This window comes from Brevundimonas sp. NPDC046655 (genome assembly GCF_044901625.1).
In the GTDB taxonomy this organism is placed as follows: Bacteria; Pseudomonadota; Alphaproteobacteria; order Caulobacterales; family Caulobacteraceae; genus Brevundimonas.
The window spans coordinates 1274821-1292924 of record NZ_JBJDPV010000001.1 but is presented as its reverse complement, the minus strand read 5'-3'; the positions used below and the strand labels follow the sequence as shown (position 1 = coordinate 1292924).

21 protein-coding genes are annotated in these 18104 nt (G+C 64.3%); 9 read left to right on the top strand and 12 right to left on the bottom strand.

Annotated elements, in window-relative coordinates; genetic code table 11:
* Window positions 1–145: 145 nt before the first annotated feature.
* The 4 genes from ACI2KI_RS06385 to lspA all read right to left on the bottom strand — a co-directional run bounded on the left by ACI2KI_RS06385 (window position 146) and on the right by lspA (window position 3705).
* Complete coding sequence (locus ACI2KI_RS06385) at window positions 146–2080, bottom strand: cytochrome c/FTR1 family iron permease (RefSeq protein WP_178826592.1); 1935 nt, start codon at window positions 2078–2080, stop codon at window positions 146–148.
* Between the two features lie 57 nt (window positions 2081–2137).
* Entirely contained in the window at window positions 2138–2572 is a 435-nt protein-coding gene (locus tag ACI2KI_RS06380) for a helix-turn-helix domain-containing protein (RefSeq protein WP_178826590.1), read from the bottom strand.
* 66 nt (window positions 2573–2638) lie between these two features.
* Window positions 2639–3124, bottom strand: a complete 486-nt coding sequence (locus ACI2KI_RS06375; protein WP_178826588.1) for an MAPEG family protein — start codon at window positions 3122–3124, stop codon at window positions 2639–2641.
* 53 nt (window positions 3125–3177) lie between these two features.
* Entirely contained in the window at window positions 3178–3705 is a 528-nt protein-coding gene (gene lspA, locus ACI2KI_RS06370; RefSeq protein ID WP_218650374.1) for a signal peptidase II, read from the bottom strand.
* 397 nt (window positions 3706–4102) lie between these two features.
* On the opposite strand from lspA, the gene ACI2KI_RS06365 reads away from it, so the two are divergent.
* The 6 genes from ACI2KI_RS06365 to ACI2KI_RS06340 all read left to right on the top strand — a co-directional run bounded on the left by ACI2KI_RS06365 (window position 4103) and on the right by ACI2KI_RS06340 (window position 9446).
* Entirely contained in the window at window positions 4103–4720 is a 618-nt protein-coding gene (locus tag ACI2KI_RS06365) for a cation transporter (protein WP_003165001.1), read from the top strand.
* A gap of 139 nt (window positions 4721–4859) precedes the next feature.
* On the top strand, window positions 4860–5147 hold the full coding sequence (locus tag ACI2KI_RS06360; protein ID WP_003165000.1) for a hypothetical protein: 288 nt from the start codon (window positions 4860–4862) through the stop codon (window positions 5145–5147).
* Entirely contained in the window at window positions 5144–5545 is a 402-nt protein-coding gene (locus tag ACI2KI_RS06355; RefSeq protein ID WP_306424861.1) for a RadC family protein, read from the top strand. The genes ACI2KI_RS06360 and ACI2KI_RS06355 overlap by 4 nt, the downstream gene beginning before the upstream one ends.
* Before the next feature lie 688 nt (window positions 5546–6233).
* A complete protein-coding gene (locus tag ACI2KI_RS06350) occupies window positions 6234–7502 on the top strand; it encodes a Swt1 family HEPN domain-containing protein (protein ID WP_178826586.1) in 1269 nt (422 codons plus the stop codon).
* Between the two features lie 281 nt (window positions 7503–7783).
* Window positions 7784–8386, top strand: a complete 603-nt coding sequence (locus ACI2KI_RS06345) for a DUF4433 domain-containing protein (RefSeq protein WP_081461864.1) — start codon at window positions 7784–7786, stop codon at window positions 8384–8386.
* Between the two features lie 10 nt (window positions 8387–8396).
* Window positions 8397–9446: a macro domain-containing protein gene (locus ACI2KI_RS06340; protein WP_003164995.1), complete on the top strand. Its 1050-nt coding sequence runs from the start codon at window positions 8397–8399 to the stop codon at window positions 9444–9446.
* 189 nt (window positions 9447–9635) lie between these two features.
* On the opposite strand, the gene arsH is transcribed toward ACI2KI_RS06340, so the two are convergent.
* The 5 genes from arsH to ACI2KI_RS06315 are packed head-to-tail and all read right to left on the bottom strand — an operon-like array spanning window position 9636 to window position 12669.
* Window positions 9636–10382, bottom strand: coding sequence for an arsenical resistance protein ArsH (arsH, locus tag ACI2KI_RS06335; protein WP_040345443.1), 747 nt, complete (start codon window positions 10380–10382; stop codon window positions 9636–9638).
* Entirely contained in the window at window positions 10379–10819 is a 441-nt protein-coding gene (gene arsN2, locus ACI2KI_RS06330) for an arsenic resistance N-acetyltransferase ArsN2 (RefSeq protein ID WP_178826584.1), read from the bottom strand. Before arsN2 ends, arsH begins: the two co-directional genes overlap by 4 nt.
* Complete coding sequence (gene arsB, locus ACI2KI_RS06325) at window positions 10819–11904, bottom strand: ACR3 family arsenite efflux transporter (protein ID WP_207826182.1); 1086 nt, start codon at window positions 11902–11904, stop codon at window positions 10819–10821. The genes arsN2 and arsB overlap by 1 nt, the downstream gene beginning before the upstream one ends.
* A complete protein-coding gene (gene arsC, locus ACI2KI_RS06320; RefSeq protein ID WP_076222555.1) occupies window positions 11904–12326 on the bottom strand; it encodes an arsenate reductase (glutaredoxin) in 423 nt (140 codons plus the stop codon). Before arsC ends, arsB begins: the two co-directional genes overlap by 1 nt.
* 7 nt (window positions 12327–12333) lie before the next feature.
* Complete coding sequence (locus ACI2KI_RS06315) at window positions 12334–12669, bottom strand: helix-turn-helix transcriptional regulator (protein ID WP_076222553.1); 336 nt, start codon at window positions 12667–12669, stop codon at window positions 12334–12336.
* 282 nt (window positions 12670–12951) lie between these two features.
* Between ACI2KI_RS06315 and ACI2KI_RS06310 the strand changes: the two genes are divergently transcribed.
* Window positions 12952–13386 carry a CBS domain-containing protein gene (locus tag ACI2KI_RS06310; protein ID WP_404618501.1) on the top strand — a complete coding sequence of 145 codons (435 nt, stop codon included), beginning with the start codon at window positions 12952–12954 and terminating at the stop codon, window positions 13384–13386.
* A gap of 47 nt (window positions 13387–13433) precedes the next feature.
* Here ACI2KI_RS06310 and ACI2KI_RS06305 read toward each other — a convergent pair whose 3' ends face one another.
* A complete protein-coding gene (locus ACI2KI_RS06305) occupies window positions 13434–14657 on the bottom strand; it encodes an MFS transporter (protein ID WP_198935242.1) in 1224 nt (407 codons plus the stop codon).
* 282 nt (window positions 14658–14939) lie between these two features.
* Here ACI2KI_RS06305 and ACI2KI_RS06300 point away from each other — a divergent pair, with 282 nt between their 5' ends.
* Window positions 14940–15602 (top strand): isoprenylcysteine carboxylmethyltransferase family protein, encoded by a 663-nt coding sequence (locus tag ACI2KI_RS06300; RefSeq protein ID WP_076222548.1) that lies wholly within the window; start codon window positions 14940–14942, stop codon window positions 15600–15602.
* 283 nt (window positions 15603–15885) lie between these two features.
* The gene (locus ACI2KI_RS06295) at window positions 15886–16026 is read left to right on the top strand and encodes a hypothetical protein (RefSeq protein ID WP_207826187.1); all 141 of its coding nucleotides are present in this window, start codon (window positions 15886–15888) and stop codon (window positions 16024–16026) included.
* A 48-nt stretch (window positions 16027–16074) separates the two neighbouring features.
* On the opposite strand, the gene ACI2KI_RS06290 is transcribed toward ACI2KI_RS06295, so the two are convergent.
* Entirely contained in the window at window positions 16075–17394 is a 1320-nt protein-coding gene (locus ACI2KI_RS06290; protein ID WP_076222546.1) for a HipA domain-containing protein, read from the bottom strand.
* A complete protein-coding gene (locus ACI2KI_RS06285; protein WP_225910408.1) occupies window positions 17387–17980 on the bottom strand; it encodes a helix-turn-helix transcriptional regulator in 594 nt (197 codons plus the stop codon). The genes ACI2KI_RS06290 and ACI2KI_RS06285 overlap by 8 nt, the downstream gene beginning before the upstream one ends.
* Window positions 17981–18104: the final 124 nt, after the last annotated feature.

The window sequence follows — 18104 nt, the reverse complement described above, 5'->3', positions numbered from 1 at the left end:
CCTTGTCGATACAGACCGGTAGAGACCTGACCGATACTCTGGGGCTTGACGGGGTTACAGCCCCGGGCCGGGGCGGGCCTTCCCCCCCCCCCCCCCCGAGTGAAGCCGCTGGTCCTCTCGGTCCGATACATTCGGAGATAACCAGCTAGGCCTTGGCCGAGCCCTGCCGTTTCGAACCGGAGGTACGCGCAAACCCGATTGCCAGCACGACGAGCGTTAGAAGCTGGACCCCGACGCCTTCCACGGTGGGGTAGAGGCCCAAAATCTCGATACGCGGCGCCCAGGTGATCGGGTGGACATCGAGCCAACCCGCTTCCTGAAGCGCCGCCACGCCTTTCCCGACAAGAACGACCGACAGGACGGCCATGAGGATTGAGCTCAGCGAGAAGAACCGACCGATCGGCAGATGTTTGCTGTAGGCGAGCAGCGCCCAGGCCGCGAACGCCAGGATCGCCACTGCGGTGAGCGCGCCGGCCAGCATGCCGACATGGCCGCCCTGGCTCCAGATCGCCGCATAGAAGAGGATCGTCTCGAAGACCTCCCGGTAGACCACGACGAAGGCCAACAGGAAGAGGAACCATGCCGATCGCTTCGAGAGCGCCTTGGAGAGCTTGGCGCGAATATAGGTCTGCCAGGCGTCGGCATGCGACTTGCCGTGCATCCAGATGCCGACGGAAACGAGCACGACCGCCGCCAGAAGCGAGCCAAACCCTTCAGTGAGCTCTCGGCTGGCCCCGCTGATGGAGATGAAGAAGGTCGCGGCCGCCCAGGTGGCGCCGCCGGCGACCAGAGCCGCCACCCATCCTCCGTGGACGTAACGCAACACCTCAGGCCGGTCGGCCTTCCTGAGGAAGGCGATCATCGCCACCACAATGAGCAGCGCCTCCAGTCCTTCGCGAAGCAGTATCGTGAAGGCGCCGATGAAGCTGGCGAGATTGTCCGCCTTCTGGGGCGCCAGGGCCCGCTCGGCGGTGTCGAACAGGGCGTTCAGACGAGCGATCCGGTCCGCGACCTCCGTCTCTGCCGCGCCCTTGCTGATCGACACGCGGAGATCGGTCATGGCCGTCTCGATGCGACGTAGAAGGGCGGTGTCTCGCGCGCCAAGCGCCGGCTCGACCGGCTCGACGCCGTCGAGATAGGCCGACAGCGCCAGGTCGGTCGCGGCCTTTCGGTCTCCCCGACGATAGGCGGCTTCACTCTCCGCCAGACGCGTCCGAGCCAGGGTGAGGGTCGATCCCTTGGGGCGAACCGCCGCCTCCGGGTGGCGGCGCAGATAGGCCGTCACCGCCCGCGCCTTCGTCTCGCCGATGCGGGCCGCCAACTCCGCCGGCGTCGCCTGCGTGACGGCAGCCAGATCCGGGTAGCCGGTGCGGATCGCCGGGTCGCTCTCCCAAAGACGCCGGCCTTCGACCGCTTCGGCGTCAGTGAAGGCGAAACGGCCGACGTAGAAGGCCAGAGCCCAGCGGTCCTCAGCCGGTAGATGGGAAAAGCTGGCCATCGCCGTGCCGTCGAGCCCCTGGTCGATCACCTGGTACAGGCCGAAGACGCTGCGTTGGCGGGCGCGCTCGACGTCTGCGAATGCAATAGGAGCAGGATCAAGTCCTTGCGCGCCCGCGCCGTCGGCGCGCCCTGTGGCGCCATGGCAGACAGCGCATTGCGCGTCATAGAGGGCGGCCCCCTTGGCCAGGTCGGGCGGGAATGACGGCGCCAGCGGACTTGGATAGGCCGCCAGAACCGCGGCGGCCAAGCTTTTGGCCTGGCCGGCGACGGTGCGCGGATCGCTCCTGTTCCGGATAGCGACTTGAAGAGCGAGAGCGTCCCGGACCAGATCGGCCTTGGTCTGCGTGGAGGGCAGGGCTTCCAGGCGGGTGAGGATCTGGCCGCTGAATTCGACCATCTCTCCGTATTCGGCGGGATTGGTCACCTGGCCGTTCTCTACCGCGCCGGCGTAGTCGACCGCCACGTAGTCGAGCAGCCGCCACGCGACCTGTGCCTCCGAGGCCGAGGCCGTCTGGGCCAGTGCGGGGGCGGTCAGGCCAAGGGTGAGCAGGAGGACGATCAGGCTGAGCAGAGGGCGCATCGGAAACCTAGTTGTGAGCCGTTCGCATTAGCATTCGAACGGCGCGTGTGTCGTGCATTATTGTGGGGCCGAATGATCGTGCAGGGCCTCAATCACCTTGCAAGCCGAGACCCGTCCGCCCGCGCATTCAGCGGTCATGCGCGAAAGCGCGCGCCGGAGGGCCTGCAACTGGGTGATCTTCTGCGTCACTTCGGCGAGATGACGTTCGGCTATGGTGTTGGCTTCGTCGCAGGCGCGGTCGGGATGATCGGAGAGATCCAGCAGGGACCGGATCGAATCCAGGTCGAAGCCAAGTTGGCGTGCATGCCGGATGAAGGTCAGCCTTTGTTCGGCGTCATCGTCATACATCCGGCGGTCGCTGGCGGTTCGGGGCGGCGCCGGCACCAATCCGATCTGCTCGTAGAATCTGATCGTCGGAATTTTTATGCCGGTGGCGGCGGCGAGTTTGCCGATGCTGCGAGGTCCGGACGAAGTGGGCGAGGGGCGTGTCATCGCTCAAACATGGGTCGAAGTCCTGGAGACTGGGGCGGAAAGACGGGCATGAGGCGCGCTCGGATACTACCGGCCGAGAATCAACAGGACGATGGCGATGACCATGGCGGCAAGCGTCGAGGCGCCGGTAAGCGCCATGCCGAAAGCGCGTGCGGCGGCGCCCTTGGCGTAGCCGATCGCGAACATTACACGACCGAGGAGATAAAGCGTCACCAGAGCGGGGATCAGGATCAACTCCTCGCCTCGCAAAACAACGGCGAGGATCAGATGTGCGCCGACGGCCAGGACGGTCTGCTCAAGGGAATTCTGCAACACGGCCGCAGGCACGGCGAGCCGAGCGCTGGGCGGGCCGTAGGCGGCTCCTGGTCGGTCCTCATCCGACCGATACCGAATGCTGGCGACAAGCCGCAGGCAGCCGGCGAGCCACACGAGCACCGGCAACTCCCACTTGAGGGCGTAGGCCAGGCGATCGGCCGTCGCCATGTCGGTCTCGACGCCGAATGGCGCGGGAGGAATCCACAGCCAGGTAGCCGTCAGGCTGCTTGCGGTCACGCCTATGGCCAGGGCGGAGCGAACGGCTATGGACTTTTTTTCGGGGGGCCCCGTCATCGAACGGTGGGTTCGATCGTGGGGGACGACGTCCCGGGTTCGGCCCCGCTTCGCGAAGCCAACAGAAGCAAGCCGATGCCGCAGACGATCGCTGCATCGGCAAGGTTGAAAGTGGGCCAGTGCGCATCGCCCCAGTGAAGATCTATGAAATCGGTCACGTGCCCGAAACGCAGGCGATCCAGCAGGTTCCCGAGCGCGCCGCCGACCATAAGGCTCAGGCCGGCGGCAAGAAGAGGTCTGCGTGTTCGCCAGGCCCAGATCGACAGCACGGCGATGATCAGCAGCGAGACGATGCTCAAAACCCAGCGCCCCATGTCCCCGGAGCCGGCGAAAAGGCCAAAGGTGACCCCTGGGTTGAACCCGAGGCGAAGCGCGATGAAGGATGTCAGATTGACCACGTCCTCAAGGTTCCCGCGGGCCATGGCCTTGGTGGCCTGGTCCACAACAATGACCGTCACGGCGAGGCCGATAGCCATCGCGCGGACGTTCAGCACCCTGGCGCCTCGGCGCTCCGTGAACACCATGATCGTGCGTTCTCCTGTTGATGCGACGATCTATGCATCCTCTAGCTACTGGAGGATCAAGCCCCTTCCGCAGGGGCAGGGCAAACGCTTTTCTCAATCCGGGGCTGGCTGAAGGAAAGGTGCGTTTGAGGCTGATGTGGTGGCTTTGGCGTTGGGATCTGACCAGGCAATGCCGGCGGCTGCGCGTCGTGGGATCCGGTGGGGCCTTGCGGCCGGTTTCGTCGCTTGGGCTCGTCGGTCTGGACGAGCGGCCGGTCGGATCTCAAGATCGTCGCATGGGCAGTCCGGCAAGACCGTGTTTCAATGACGGCTCCAATGTTTACCGCTGCCTGCCAATGCGCGCTGTTTTCCGAAACTAGTCAACGTGGGCGGCCGTGCCCGGAACAGGAGGGCGTCCATGAAGACATCGAACGCTGAGCATGACCGTCAGAGACGAACGCTGATGATCGTGCTGATCCTGAACGGTCTGTTGTTCGTCGGGCTCGGGCTCGGCGGATTGCTGGCCAACTCCAGCGCCTTGCTCGCCAATGCGCTGGATAACGCCTCCGACAGCCTTGTCTATTTGATCAGCTTTCTGGCGGTTGGCCGCGCTCTCGCCTGGAAGCTGCGCGCCGCGAGAACCTCGGGTGTGCTGTTGCTGATCTTCGCCGCAGGCGTTCTGATCGACGCCGGCCGCCGATGGTGGCTGGGAACGGAGCCTATTGGCTGGACCATGATCGGTTTGGCCGTCGTCGCAGCGGTGGTCAACCTGATCTGCCTAAAGCTACTGCGCGGCTTGAAGGGCGACGATGTAAACCTGCGCGCCGCCGAGACCTTCAGCTTCAACGATTTCGCCTCAAACGGGGGCATCCTCGTCGCCGGCGCCCTGGTCCTGTGGTTGAAGCAGTCCTGGCCTGACCTGGTGGTCGGCGTCATCGTCGCCGGAATCGCCGCGAAGGGCGGTCTCGAGATTCTCGAAGGCGCCCGAAAGATCAACATACAAAGGGCCTCTGACGGAGCGTCCCGGGGCGGCTAGCGTCAAGAGGCAATCCATGGGCGGAGAGTGAGCCGATCCAGTCAGCCGGCCCATCATTTGCGGCGCAATTCAAGGATTGGGGAGGGCGGGTTTCGGTCGACTTCCCATGAGGAGGCGGATAGCGACCGAGGAGTTCGCGATGCGATCGATCCCCAAACCCGACCTTGAACACGCCCGCGCCCTTGCTGCAGGCGCCGGCCTCCCGGCCATCGAGTTGATGGATGAGCGAACCTTGTTGGCCTTGATGCTCAAGCGGGCTTCGCTTCCGACCAACCCTCATCGTCTCGCCGGGGATCTCCTGGATCGCTTCGGCGCCCTGGCCGCGGTTGTCGCAGCGGACGCGTCAGAGCTGGCCCGAACGCCCGGCCTGGACGTCGCCGCCGTCGCGGACCTCTCAAGCTGCTGCGACAGGTTTGCGTTCATTTGATTAGATCCGATGTCTGCGCGCGGCCTTCGATCTCGTCCTGGACGGCCTTGCTGGCCTATGTCCGGGGGGCGCTGGCCCACGAGCCCCGGGAGCAGTTTCGCGTGCTCTACCTCGACAAGCGCAACATCCTGATGCGCGAGGAGCATCGGGCGGACGGCACCGTGGATCATGCCCCTGTCTACGTCCGGGAAGTGGTGCGGCGTGCGCTGGAGTTGTCCGCCTCGGCCATGATCCTCGTCCATAATCATCCCTCGGGCGATCCGACACCCTCGCGCGCGGACATCGAGATGACCCGCCGGGTCATCGAGGCCGCCCGGGTTTTCGACATCCAGGTCCATGATCATGTCGTGGTCGGCCGGGAGGGCGAACAGAGCTTTCGCGCCCTCGGTCTCATCTGAGGCCCCGCGTCATGTCGCTCCGGCTCATCGTCGCCGCCCTGGGCGGGGACATCCATTCCGGCGGGCGAAGCGCCAATGTGCCGGCCCCGGGCCACAGCCGCGCCGACCGGTCCGTCTCCCTTCTCCTCGACGGCGACCGGGTCGTGATCCACGGCTTCGGAGCGGCGGACTGGCGTGCGGTCCGTGAGCATCTGCAGGGGCTCGGCTTCATTGATCCCTGGGGGCGTCTGAATAGCCAGGGCGTCCAGCCACGCTTGCGAGGCGGCGATCCTGCCTTCCCTTGCGCCCGTCATCCGAGCGATGGTGGAAGACGCTATCCCTCGCTCCAACGCCGCCAGCGTAGCTGCTGCAGCCGCCATCGGAAGGGACCGCATCCGCCCGAGCTGGCGGCTCGTGTGGCCGCCTTGGTCCCAAACGGACGCCTCTCGCCTATCTCGATGTCCGAGGACATAGAGACGGCCGAAGGGTTCGCAGAGGCGTTGGCCCCTACGATCCGCGATTTTCTGTCGGAGCTGCACTAGCGATTGCCAGAGCTCTGGTCGCTCGGCGGGATCTGATTCTGATCAAGTCGGGCTGCTTCAGTGAACGCTGCACCCCCTAGGGATCAGCTTGCCCTGCGCCGATGTGGCGACGTCCGGCTCGAACCATGTCAGAGCTACATTCTCAACAGGTCTCATCTGGAGCTGCCATGTCCGACCCACTCCGCGACCTGATTGAGCGAGAGCGTGAACTCAGCCGGCTCATGAATCCGCTAACTGAAGTGGGCGCCAACCTGGGCGCCTATGAACGTTCAATCGTTCGGGCCGCCGCCGAACTGGACGTGATGAGCCTGATGAGGGATCGGGCGGATATTGAGGCGCGCGCGGCGGGCTTCCTGTCTCCCGACCAGCACCGCAACCTCGCTCTCGACCTTTTCCAGCGGATGCCGACAGGCTCTGAGCTCTTGATGCAGGAGATGCAGCGAGCCGATGCTCTCGCCCGGGAAGCCGCGGGCCTCCACGGCAGGAGCATCAGTGAGCTCGCCGTGGAAGCTGCGAGCCTCCATCAGCGCTGGGAAGAAGCTTTCCGGCTACCATCGGCAATGGAGACCGCGCGGCTCTATCAGGAACAGGTCGACGCCCTGCAGGGCCAATCGATGTTGTTCCATGACAAGCCGGGGCAAATCATGGCGGCCATGACGTCCATGACCAGGCCCTGGCTCAACGACGCCATGCTCGATCACTCCGTGCTCGGCATGATGGAGATGCAGACCATCGGCGCAGTGCTGCGTCACTCGGATCCGTTCGGTGCGGATATAGGCGACCTGCTCAGGCCGGCTTTAGGCGACTGGCGTGAGGTGGTCATGCCTACGGTGGATGTCCTGATGGATCCCGTGGCGCGTACTGCTCTCTACTATGACAAAGGCTACAGTCCTGACCTGACCGCTTTTCCACGCGGCGCCTTCGTCGAGGGCATGCATCATGCGGGTCTGGACCTGGACTCGTCCGAAGATCTTGATGACGACGAGGCCGATGCGGACGAAACGTTGGAAGCTTCGTTTGCAAGAAATCGATCGGCGTTTGACCAGCTGCAACGCTTTGAGGTGGCGTTGCGCCGTTTCATCGACGAGCGGATGACCGAGGCCTTCGGTCCCGACTGGTGCATCACCCAGGCGCCGGAAGGCACAAGCGACAATTGGCGTCAGAAGCAGGCGACGGACGCCAAGGCGACCGGAGCGATCAAGCCTCTGATCGAGTTCGCGGACTTCACGGATTACCGAGCGATCATTGAGAAGAAGCAGAACTGGAAAACCGTCTTCGCTCCGGTCTTCAACAGGTCCACAGATATTCAGGAATCCTTTCAGCGGCTTTATCCGGTGAGAATCGCCACCATGCATGCGCGAATGATTACCCAGGACGACGAGATGTTGCTCACCGTAGAAACGCGTCGGATTCTACGAGCCATCCGTAAGGCGTGACAGGCCGGTTCAGTCCGAACGGCGGAACTCGTTGCGACGAAGCAATGTTCGAAGCGGGCTGCCGGTCATGCGGCTCAGCTTGATGTGCGGTGGCGGTTTGTTGATCCTGATCGAGCGTCGTTTCCGAAGTTGCTGGGAATGGTGTTCTTGAAATGTTCCCGTTTCGGTTCTAGGTTGATCAGAGCCGTAGCGGTCCTGCAGCTTGGCTGGACAATGGAGGGCGGTTGATCGATTGAAGGAGCATGCCTGGAAACGTTCCTCAGCCGACGCCGATCATTCACATGACCCACATCGGCAACCTTGACGAGATTCTCGCAAAGGGCGCCTTGAGTTCTACCGCACGCCTGCAGGCTGCTGACGCGCGGTATAACAATATCGCCTACAGCTCGATCCAGGCGCAGCGTGCAGCGCGGCAGGTCCCGTGCGGTCCTGGCGGCTGTCTGCACGATTACGTGCCCTTCTATTTCACGACGCGCAGCCCGATGCTCTACACCATCCATCGTGGCAACGTGCCGTGCGAGGGAGGGCAGGGCGCGCTGGTGCACCTGGTGTCGACCGCCCAGAAGGTCGTGGAAGCCGGCCTGGGCTTCGCGTTTACCGACGGTCACGGAATCATGACCTACTCCAGCTTCTTTGACGATCTGGGGCGGCTGGGGGAGGTCGACTGGGATGTGGTCGGCAGTCGACAATGGGCTGATACGCTGGAGGACGGCGACCGCAAACGCCGCAAGCAGGCCGAGTTTCTCGTGCGGGACGCATTCCCGGTTACGCTTCTCAGCGGCTTGGCGGTGCAGTCCGCGGCTCGCAAAGCCGAAGTCGAGGCTCTTCTGGAGCGCCGAGGCGTTAGAATGAAAGTGGTGGAAAAATCCGCCTGGTACTACTAGGGAGCCGACGATGATCACCTTCTCGAAAGGCGACCTGCTCCAGTCCGGCGCCGAGGCCGTCATTAATACGGTCAACTGCGTCGGGGTGATGGGCAAGGGTATCGCCCTGCAGTTCAAGCAGGCCTTCCCCCGCAACTATGATGCGTACCGGCGCGCCTGCGACGCGGGCGAAGTACGTCTGGGCGAGATGTTCGTCTTCGATACCGGAAGCATGATCAATCCGCGCTGGATCATCAACTTTCCGACCAAGGGTCACTGGAAGGCGAAATCCCGCCTGTCCGACATCGAGACCGGCCTTGAGGATCTGAAGCGAGTGATCCTCGAGAATGGAATTCGCTCGATCGCCGTGCCGCCGCTCGGATGCGGCAATGGCGGTCTGGACTGGGCTGAGGTTGAGCCTGTGATCCGCCGCGCCCTGGGCGACCTCAATGAAGTGGATGTTCGGCTCTTCGCTCCTGGAGCAGCGCCGAAAGTCGATGAGATGAGAGTGGGTACGACCCGCCCCAACATGAGCCGTGGACGAGCGCTCGTGCTGACGCTTCTGGGTCTCTATGGGGCAGCGGGTTACCGCCATAGCCTCCTTGAGGTGCAGAAGCTGACCTACTTCCTGCAAGCGGCGGGCGAGGATCTCAAGCTGGGCTTCCAGAAGTACCAGTACGGCCCCTACGCCGAGAATCTCAATCACGTGCTTCAGCGGATCGAGGGGCACTTCATTCGAGGGTACGGCGATCGCAGCCAAGCGGCGGAGATCGCTGTACTGGAAGGCGGCCGTAGGGAAGCCGAGGCCTACCTCGCCGGCGATGAAGCCGCCCGGGATCGTCTCGACCGCGTGGCCGAGCTCATCGCGGGTTTCGAGACCCCCTACGGTCTCGAACTCCTGTCTACCGTCCACTGGGTCCTGGTTCATGACGCCGAAGCGTCCGGCGACCCGGATCGCGTGGTTCAGGCTGTGCACGCCTGGAATTCTCGGAAGGCCGCTGTGATGCGAGAGCCTCACATCCGCACGGCGCTCGATCATCTCCAGCGGAATGGTTGGGCGAACCGGGCGCACGCCGCCTGAGCCAGGACGGGACTCCGATCCGTGGCAGCGGATCGGAGTCGGTTCGTCAAATAGCGGGCGCAACGGGTCGTCTGCTTTAGCTCGAACCTAGTTCTTCGATGACGGCGCCGGATTTTGTCTTCGTCGCCACAGTTGGCGACGGTCTGCCGACGTGGCGAAGCCTCGGCCTCGGGGGCGCGTATGCTGGCGCTAAGCGGTCCTGATGGCGATCGCGGACAGGTCGTTGGCCGCATCGATTGGCACGCCCGAAGCCTTCCGCTCAGAGTAGCGGTCGACCAACTGACCGGCGTGGACGCGGGTCAGGACGGTGAAGCGCACCAGCTCCTCCATCACGTCGACGATGCGGTCGTAGTAGCTGGAGGGCTTCATGCGGCCGTTGTCGTCGAACTCCATGAAGGCCTTGGCGACGCTGGACTGGTTGGGGATGGTGATCATCCTCATCCACCGGCCCAGCAGGCGCAGGGTGTTGACCGCGTTGAAACTCTGAGAGCCGCCGGAGACCTGCATGACGGCCAGGGTGCGGCCCTGGGTCGGGCGCATGCCGCCCATGTTCAACGGCAGGTGGTCGATCTGGAGCTTCATGATCCCCGAAATCTGGCCGTGGCGCTCCGGGCTGCTCCAGACCATGCCTTCCGACCACAGGGCGTGTTCGCGCAGTTCATGGACGGCGGGGTGGTCGTCGTGGTCGACCTGGTCGGTCAGCGGCAGGTCGGACGGATCGAAGATGCGTGTCTCGCAGCCCATGAAGCGCAGCAGGCGCGCGGCCTCCTCAACGCACAGTCGGGAAAAGGACCGATCCCGCAGTGAGCCGTAGAGCAGCAGGATGCGGGGCGGATGGTCGTTCGGGCCGAGGCCGAGCGCCGGCTGGCTGGACAGGTAGGCCGGGTCGAGCGCGGGCATGTGGTCGGGATCGGGCAGGACGCGAAGGCGGGTCATTGGGGGCGCAACTCCTTGAACATGAAAGTCGCCGAGGCCGGGCACAGGGTGCTGAACTGCCGGGAGGCGGCTATGGCGGGCGGCGCCGCCGAACGGGGAAGGGCGGTGTAGCCGTGCCGCTGGAAGAAGGCGGTCGCCGAGGTCGTGAGCAGGTAGAGGGCGAACGCATTCTGCTCGGCCCCCATAGTTTCCAGCCAGGACAGGATTGCTGAGCCGTGGCCTTCGCCGCGACGGTCGTCGATGACAACGATGGAGCGGATCAGGGCGTCGGAGCCGACCTGCTCAAGCCCGCCGTAGCCAATCAGTCCGGCATCGTCCTCGAAGCGGTAGAAGCTGCGGCCGGGTTCGCGGAGATCATCTGTCGGCAGTCCCGCGGTCTCCAGCGCTGCGGTCAGGTCGGGAGTGGGGGCGGACAAAGCCACGCCGTTGAAGGCCATCAGCAGGCGTCCTTCTTCGGGGCGGTGTCGGGGAAGTAGCGGCGGCCCAGCCACAGGGCGACCGACACCAGCAGGATCAACACCGGCACCTCGACCAGCGGACCGATGACGGCGGCGAAAGCCACTGGCGAGGCCAGGCCGAAGGCGGCGATGGCGACGGCGATCGCCAGTTCGAAATTATTGGAGGCGGCGGTGAAGGCCAGGGCCGTGGTGCGCGGATAGTCCGCCTCGATCAGCCGCCCCATCAGGAAGCTGACCACGAACATGACGAAGAAGTAGATCGTCAGCGGGACGGCGATGCGTAGGGCGTCCAGCGGCAGGGCGACCACGTCGCCGCCCTTCAGGCTGAACATGGCGACGATGGTGAAGAGCAGGGCGATCAGGGTGATCGGGGCGATGCGCGGCAGGAAGCGCGTCTCGTACCAATCGCTCCCCTTCCTCGCGACCAGGGTGCGCCGGGTCAGGAAGCCGCCGAGGAAGGGCAGACCCAGATAGACCAGGACGGCGCCGGCGATGGTCCAGACGCTGACGTCGACCACGCTGCTCTCCAGCCCGAACAGGGGGGGCAGCACGGTCAGGAACAGCCAGGCGTAGAGGCTGAAGAAGGCGATCTGGAAGATCGAGTTGAAGGCGACCAGGCCCGCCACATACTGGTTGTCGCCGCGCGCTAACTGGTTCCAGACCAGCACCATGGCGATGCAGCGGGCCAGGCCGATCAGGATGACGCCGGTCATGTATTCCGGTTGATCGCGCAGGAAGATCACCGCCAGGGCGAACATCAGCACCGGCCCCAGCACCCAGTTCTGGAACAGGGACAGGGCAAGCACGCGCTTGTCGGCGAAGACGCGCGGCAGTTCCTCGTACTTTACCCGCGCCAGCGGCGGATACATCATCAGGATCAGGCCGACGGCGATCGGGATATTGGTCGTCCCGACCGACAGGCCGTCGATCCAGCCGGGCAGCGCCGGCACGACCGTACCCAGCAGCACACCCAGCGCCATGGCGACGAAAATCCACAGCGTTAGCCAGCGGTCGAGGAAGGCCAGGCGGCGCTTCGGTTGATCAGTGATGACGGCCTCGACCATCAGCGGACCCTCCGGCCCTCGGCGTCGATGACGACTTCGCCGTCCTCCTTGGTGAAGGGCTTGAGCCCTTCCGGCGGCAGAAGGTCGAGAACCGCCTCGGACGGCCGGCACAGCTTCACGCCCAGTGGGGACACGACGATGGGACGGTTCAGCAGAACCGGATGGGCTTCGATGGCGTCCAGCAGTTGATCGTCCGTCAAGGCGGGATCACCCAACCCAAGTTCAGCGAAGGGCGTACCCTTCTCGCGCAGCAGGCTGCGCAGCGGGACGCCCATGCGCTCGACCAGCCCCAGGATCATGGCGCGGCTGGGCGGCGTCTTCAGATACTCGACGACGTGCGGTTCGATCCCGGCGTGGCGGATGAGGGCCAGGGTGTTGCGCGACGTCCCGCAGGCGGGATTGTGATAGATGACGACGTCCATGATGACCTCAGGCGCGGCAGGGTGAGAGTTCGGCCAGCAGCGGCTCGCACAATTCGGCGCGGCCCTGGCAGCAATCCTTCAGCAGAAACAGGACCAGCGCCTGAAGGCGATCGAGGTCGGCCCGGTAGATGATCGAGCGGCTGCGGCGCTCCGAACTGATCAGTCCGGCGCGGGACAGAACCCCGAGGTGCGCTGACATGGTGTTGGCCGGCACCGCGAGGGCGTCCGCGATCTCGCCGGCGGGCAGGCCTTCGGGTTCGTGCCGGACCAGCAGGCGGAAGGTCTCAAGGCGCGTCGGCTGCGCCAGGGCGGCCAGAGCGAGGATGGCGGGTTCTGATTCCATAATTCCAAGATAATAGAATTAATGAGGCGTGCAAGTCCCGCGTCAGCGTACTGCGGCCACGACATTGGCGGGAAGGCTGCATGGCGCCGGAACCTGAGGCAGGTCTGGTCGGTTTCAATGTGGTCCTCAGGCCTTCCGAGGACTGTGGTTCCGACCATCAGATTTGACGCCCTCCCGGGCGTGGGTGGGTCGAGACTGCGCCAAGGGAAAAAGCACTGATCGTCCCTTGCGCTCGGGGGCTGTTCCCGAAGCGAGGCAAGGCGATCGACAAGGAGCCGGGTGATGAAAGTCAACGAATGCATGAGCACGGACGTGCAGGTCTGCGCGCCAGGCGACACCATGGCCGACGCCGCGCGGATGATGAAGAAGATTGACGCCGGCTTCCTGCCGGTCGGTGAGAATGATCGCCTGGTAGGGATGATCACGGATCGGGATCTGGCGGTTCGCGGGGTTGCGGAAGATCGGGGTCCGAACACGCCTGTACGGGATATCATGAGCGCCGAGGTCCTCTATTGTTTTGACGACGAGAGCCTCGACGACGTCGCCTCCCAGATGGGCGCCCAGCAAGTCCGCCGGCTCCCTGTCCTTAGTCGAAGCAAACGCCTTGTGGGGGTCATATCCCTGGGCGACATCAGCCAGGCCGGGGGAAACGGCTCTCAGGCCGCCACAGCGCTGGCGGGGGTGACCGAACCGAGTGCGCGTCACAGTCAACATTGAACGCTCCGGTCCCGTTGCTTCTCGGACGCACCGCCCTTCCCCCTTGCTCAGGCGCCCGGCAGGCGTTGGGAGGGAGGAGGTTTTGATCGCCTCGCTCGCATATGAAGCGACGCCAGGCCGATCATGGCGACAAGACTGAAGACGGCGCCGGACAGGAAGGCCGCCTGCGGCCCTGCCAGGGACCAAAGGCCGCCTGCCAGGCTGCTCGCCGCCAGCAAGGCGACGCCGGTCGCGAGATTGAAAACGCCGAAGGCGGTTCCCCGCAGTCGAGCGGGGGCCGTGTCGGCGATCAAGGCGGCCAGCAGCCCCTGGGTCATGCCCATGTGGAGCCCCCAGAGCAGCACCCCGATCAGGACGACTCCAATTGAGGTAGCGAACGCCAGGGCCAGGTCGGCCAGCACCAGAACGCCCAGGCCCAGGACCAGCAGCATTCTCCGATCCAGATGGTCGGACAAGGCCCCGACGGGCGCGGCCACGGCGGCATAGACCACATTCATGACGATCATCACGGCGGGAACCAGGGCCATGGTGAGGCCGACGTCCTGAGCCCTCAGAACCAGGAAGGCTTCACTGAACCGAGCCATGGTGAACACGACGCCGACGGCCACGACCGACCAGAAGGGTCGCCCCATGGCCCTGACCTCGCTCCATCGGATGGGCGAGCGAGCAGCCCTGGCCTCGCCATGCTTCTTCGGCTCCTCGACGCCGAACACGAGCAGAAGCACGGCGATGACGCCCGGGACGACGGCCCAGGCGAACACGGCGCGAATGTTTCCGGCCAGGGCCAGCATGAGCAGAATGGCGATCACAGGACCCATGAAGGCGCCGATCGTGTCCAGCGACTGACGAAGCCCGAACGCGGCCCCTCGGGTCCCGGGCTCCGTAATGTCAGCCACGAGCGCATCGCGTGGGGCCCCTCTCACGCCCTTGCCGATCCGATCGGCGAAACGGGCGCCCAGCACCTCGAACGGCGTGACCGCCAGGGGGAAGAAGGGCTTGGACACGGCGCCGAGGCCATAGCCGAGAACCGCCAGCAGTTTGCGGTTGCCCAACCGGTCGCTGAGCCAGCCGGAGAAGACCTTGGTGATGGATGCGCTGGCTTCGGACACGCCTTCGATCACGCCGACCAGGGCAACGCTGGCGCCCAGGGTGGTGACGAGGAAGACGGGCAGCAGGCTGTGAATCATCTCCGAGGAGATGTCCATGAACAGGGATACGAACCCCAAAGCCCAGACGCCGCGAGGGACCGCTCGCAAACCTCGACCGATCATCAACATCCTTCCCGCGCTGAAGGGCCTCTCGAGCCCGACCAACGTCGCCTATTCGGCGGCTACGGTATTTATGTGCGGCAATGCGCGCCCTCTGGGTATGATGTGAATCCTGAGTCTGTCCTGGACGATCGACGGATTTAGTGTGGTCGCCGCCCTTGAGGCGGGGGTCCGCGAGAGGCGGCCAGCGGAACGATGGCCTCGTAGACGGGTTCCCTTGAAACCAAACCTTGATGATCAGGTATTGCTGATCATTGAGCAGGTCCGAGCAGAAAGGTGCGCCTGATGCCTGACCGTACCTATTGGGGAGTAGCGGCGATATCGATCGCCGTCGTCTCCTGGCTTCTTTACCACTACCTCGCGCCCCGCACGTGGAGAGAATGGACGCGCGCTGGTGTCCTCCAGGCCTTTCTCATCGCCTTCTACGCCGAGATGTATGGGTTTCCGCTCACCCTGTACGTGATCACCCGTGTCTTCGGTCTCGAGGCGGGAGGTGGGCTTTGGCGCGGAAATCTTTGGGTTTACCTGACCGGCGTTCCCGAGATCATGTACGTGTCGATGATCGTGGGATACGGCGTTGCGGCCCTTGGGATCATGCTGATCATTGTCGCCTGGCGGCAACTGCACGCGGGGGTCAGGGAGGGTCGGCTCGTTACGCAGGGCGCATACGCCTATATGCGGCACCCCCAATACTCCGGACTGTTCATTGCGATCCTGGGCGAGGGGGTGATCCACTGGCCCACCGTCTTCTCCCTTGCGGCCTTTCCGGTGATTGTCATCGCCTACGCATGGCTCGCCAGGAGCGAGGAGCGCCAACTGCTCAGCCAGTACGGCGATGACTACAGGCGATATTGCAGCCAGACGCCGATGTTCATTCCGAGGGTCGCCGCATGGCGCTCGTTGATTCGATGGATCGCTTCACCCGGGCCGGGAGGAAAGGCCACCTAGGAGCCAGTCATGGATCAGAACTTCGTTATAACCATCATAGCCTTGATGCTGTTCATCTGCTGCGTGGCGCCCATGATCGTGAGGAGCCTTCGCCGAGGGAAGACGGACGCTCCGAAGCGTAAGATCGACCCCGACCCGAAACGCAAAGAATAGGCCCTCACTGAACGGCTGCTTCTCAACCCGATTCCGACCAGGGCGATGGGCGCCCTGAATGGGATCAGACGCTTAGATTTAAACGGTCGGTTGGACTGGTCCCCGCCGACAGAATGTCAGGACGCGAGCAATGATGAACTGCATGAACATGATGAGCGGCATGGGCGGCATGATGATGCTGGCGATGGGCGTCCAATGGCTCCTCGCCGTCGTGCTGGCTGTGCTGGGGATCGCGGCGCTGGTGAAGTACCTGCGGACGCCATCGAGATAGGTTCGGCTGCGGCCGAGCCCCGCATGGCCTGACGCGAATGTGTTCCGATCAGACGCCTTCGGCCGGAAAATAGTCTCGGGCCTCGACAGGGGTGGCGAGTTCCAATCGTTCCGTCAGTTCTTCCATCTCCCGTCCAAGGAGGTCGTTGAAGGATTTCAGTCCCGCCGATTTCAGCCGGGGCGAGGCCTTCTCGAGAGCCACGATCATGGGGGTGATCTCGCCCTCGAGCAGCAGGTCGAAATCGGCTTCTTCGACGCCCATTTCTACGAAGAAGGCGTTCAGGTCCTCGCCCGTCATCTCGTCGAAATGCTTCGCCGCGCCAATCTGGAAAGCCAGCTCATGGGTGAAGTGCCGGCTTAGCCGAATGGGCAGAAGGTCATAGAGGGGGGCGAAGCGAGGGGCGCCAGGCGCATCGTAAAGGATGGCGTGGTTCTTGGCGTGATTGTCCGTATTGCCGATGCAGAGATTGAAGATGGTGGTTCTGAGGAAGGCGAGGCGGCTGGCGGCGGGGTCGCGCGTCTGGTCCAGGACCGAGATGGCGGCGCTGACGTCGAACCAGCGGCCGGGTTGACCCCGTCTCTGGTACTTGAGCTCTGAAGGCAGGCCTAGCGCCTGGGCGAAATCCTCCTGATGGATTCGGGTGACGACCCCGTCGGCGACGTGGCGGTCGAACCTCTCGATCAGCAAGGCGTCGACATCGCCGATCCGGATCGCGGTAGGCACGGAGACATCCAGGCCAGCGGCCGAGGCCAGAATGGCGGCGGCCTCTTCATAACGTGCGTCCCGCGCGTCGCGGCGCGCCGGCACCTTCAGGATATGGGTCGTGGGCACGCGCGACCCGTATCTGGGCAGGGCGAAGGCGCCATTGGGCAGGAGGGTGACGGCGACCTTGCTTTGCACGCCGGCGACCGGAGACGGGTCTGTGACCTCCGTTGGAAGCCGCCGCTCGTCGCGTAGCGATTTGACGATCTTCAGCAGGGAGCTGTCGTCGAGGGGTTCATAGTCCTCGGCGAGGACGCCGGGACTCTTGATCGGCGGCATATCCAGCGGGAGGCAGGAGACGCTGCCGGCGCAATCCACGCCCAGATGCTTCAGGAGGCCTACTACATCGTCGCGGGCCAGCGCTTCGCGCTCCATGATCCGCTGCAGCTGCGTATTTTCCGGCAGCAGGTTGGCGAAAAAGGCGCGTGTCTCCACGTCGCCGAATGCTTCGTCCTCGACCGGCAGGGAGAGAGACAGGGGGGCGCCGCCGGCGGCGACATAGTCGGCGTCATAGAGGAAGGCCGTGTCGCCATGTGCGGTTCTTGCGAGCCGCCCCGCCGGGGTGGGAAAGCCGTCCATCCAGACGGCGAGGACGTCTTCAGCCATGAGAGTCCTGCGCTGTCAGCGTGAGGCCGAGCGCCTGACAGGCGGCCAGCGCCTTGCCGAGTTCGATCGTGGGCTTTCCGGCTTCCAGTTCGCTGACGAACCGGCGACCGACGCCAGCGTGTTCAGCCAACTGCTGCTGGGTGAGCTTGAGCGCCAGGCGCTTTGTGCGAACGAGGTTCCCGAGGGCGGCGCCGTCAAGCAGCGGTATGGGTTCGATCCGGGGCGGCAGCGGCCGGGCGGCGCCGCCCGCGGGTGGGCTTTCCAGTCCGGACGACTTCAGGGCGCTCAGGATCAGCGCAACGGCGCCGGCTGATGGCTTTGACCTTTCCGAAGGGGAGGGCTTTTCCACGCGAGAAACGCCTGGCTTGAGCATTTGCCCCGCCCGAGCTTTGAAGGTGATCCTCATCTCGCGGGCGCCGGTGTCGTCCAGCAGGGCTCTGAGCGCGTTCGACTGGGTGGGGTATCGAACAAGGCGCGAGGTCTTGCCTAATTTTCCGGGGCTGGACAGGCCGCCCACTCGCGAGCGCGCCTCCGTTGAGGCGGCGGCGAGGCCGACGGGGAGCTGGGGCGGTCTGGTCTTGCTCATGGTCAAATTCCCGTACGGGAACACATATAGAGCGTGGGGCGTCGGAATGCAAAGGCATGATCCCGATCGGGATCACATCTTGCTCCTGAGTGTGACGCGAAGCTGATGGGAGTGTTTTGCTTGC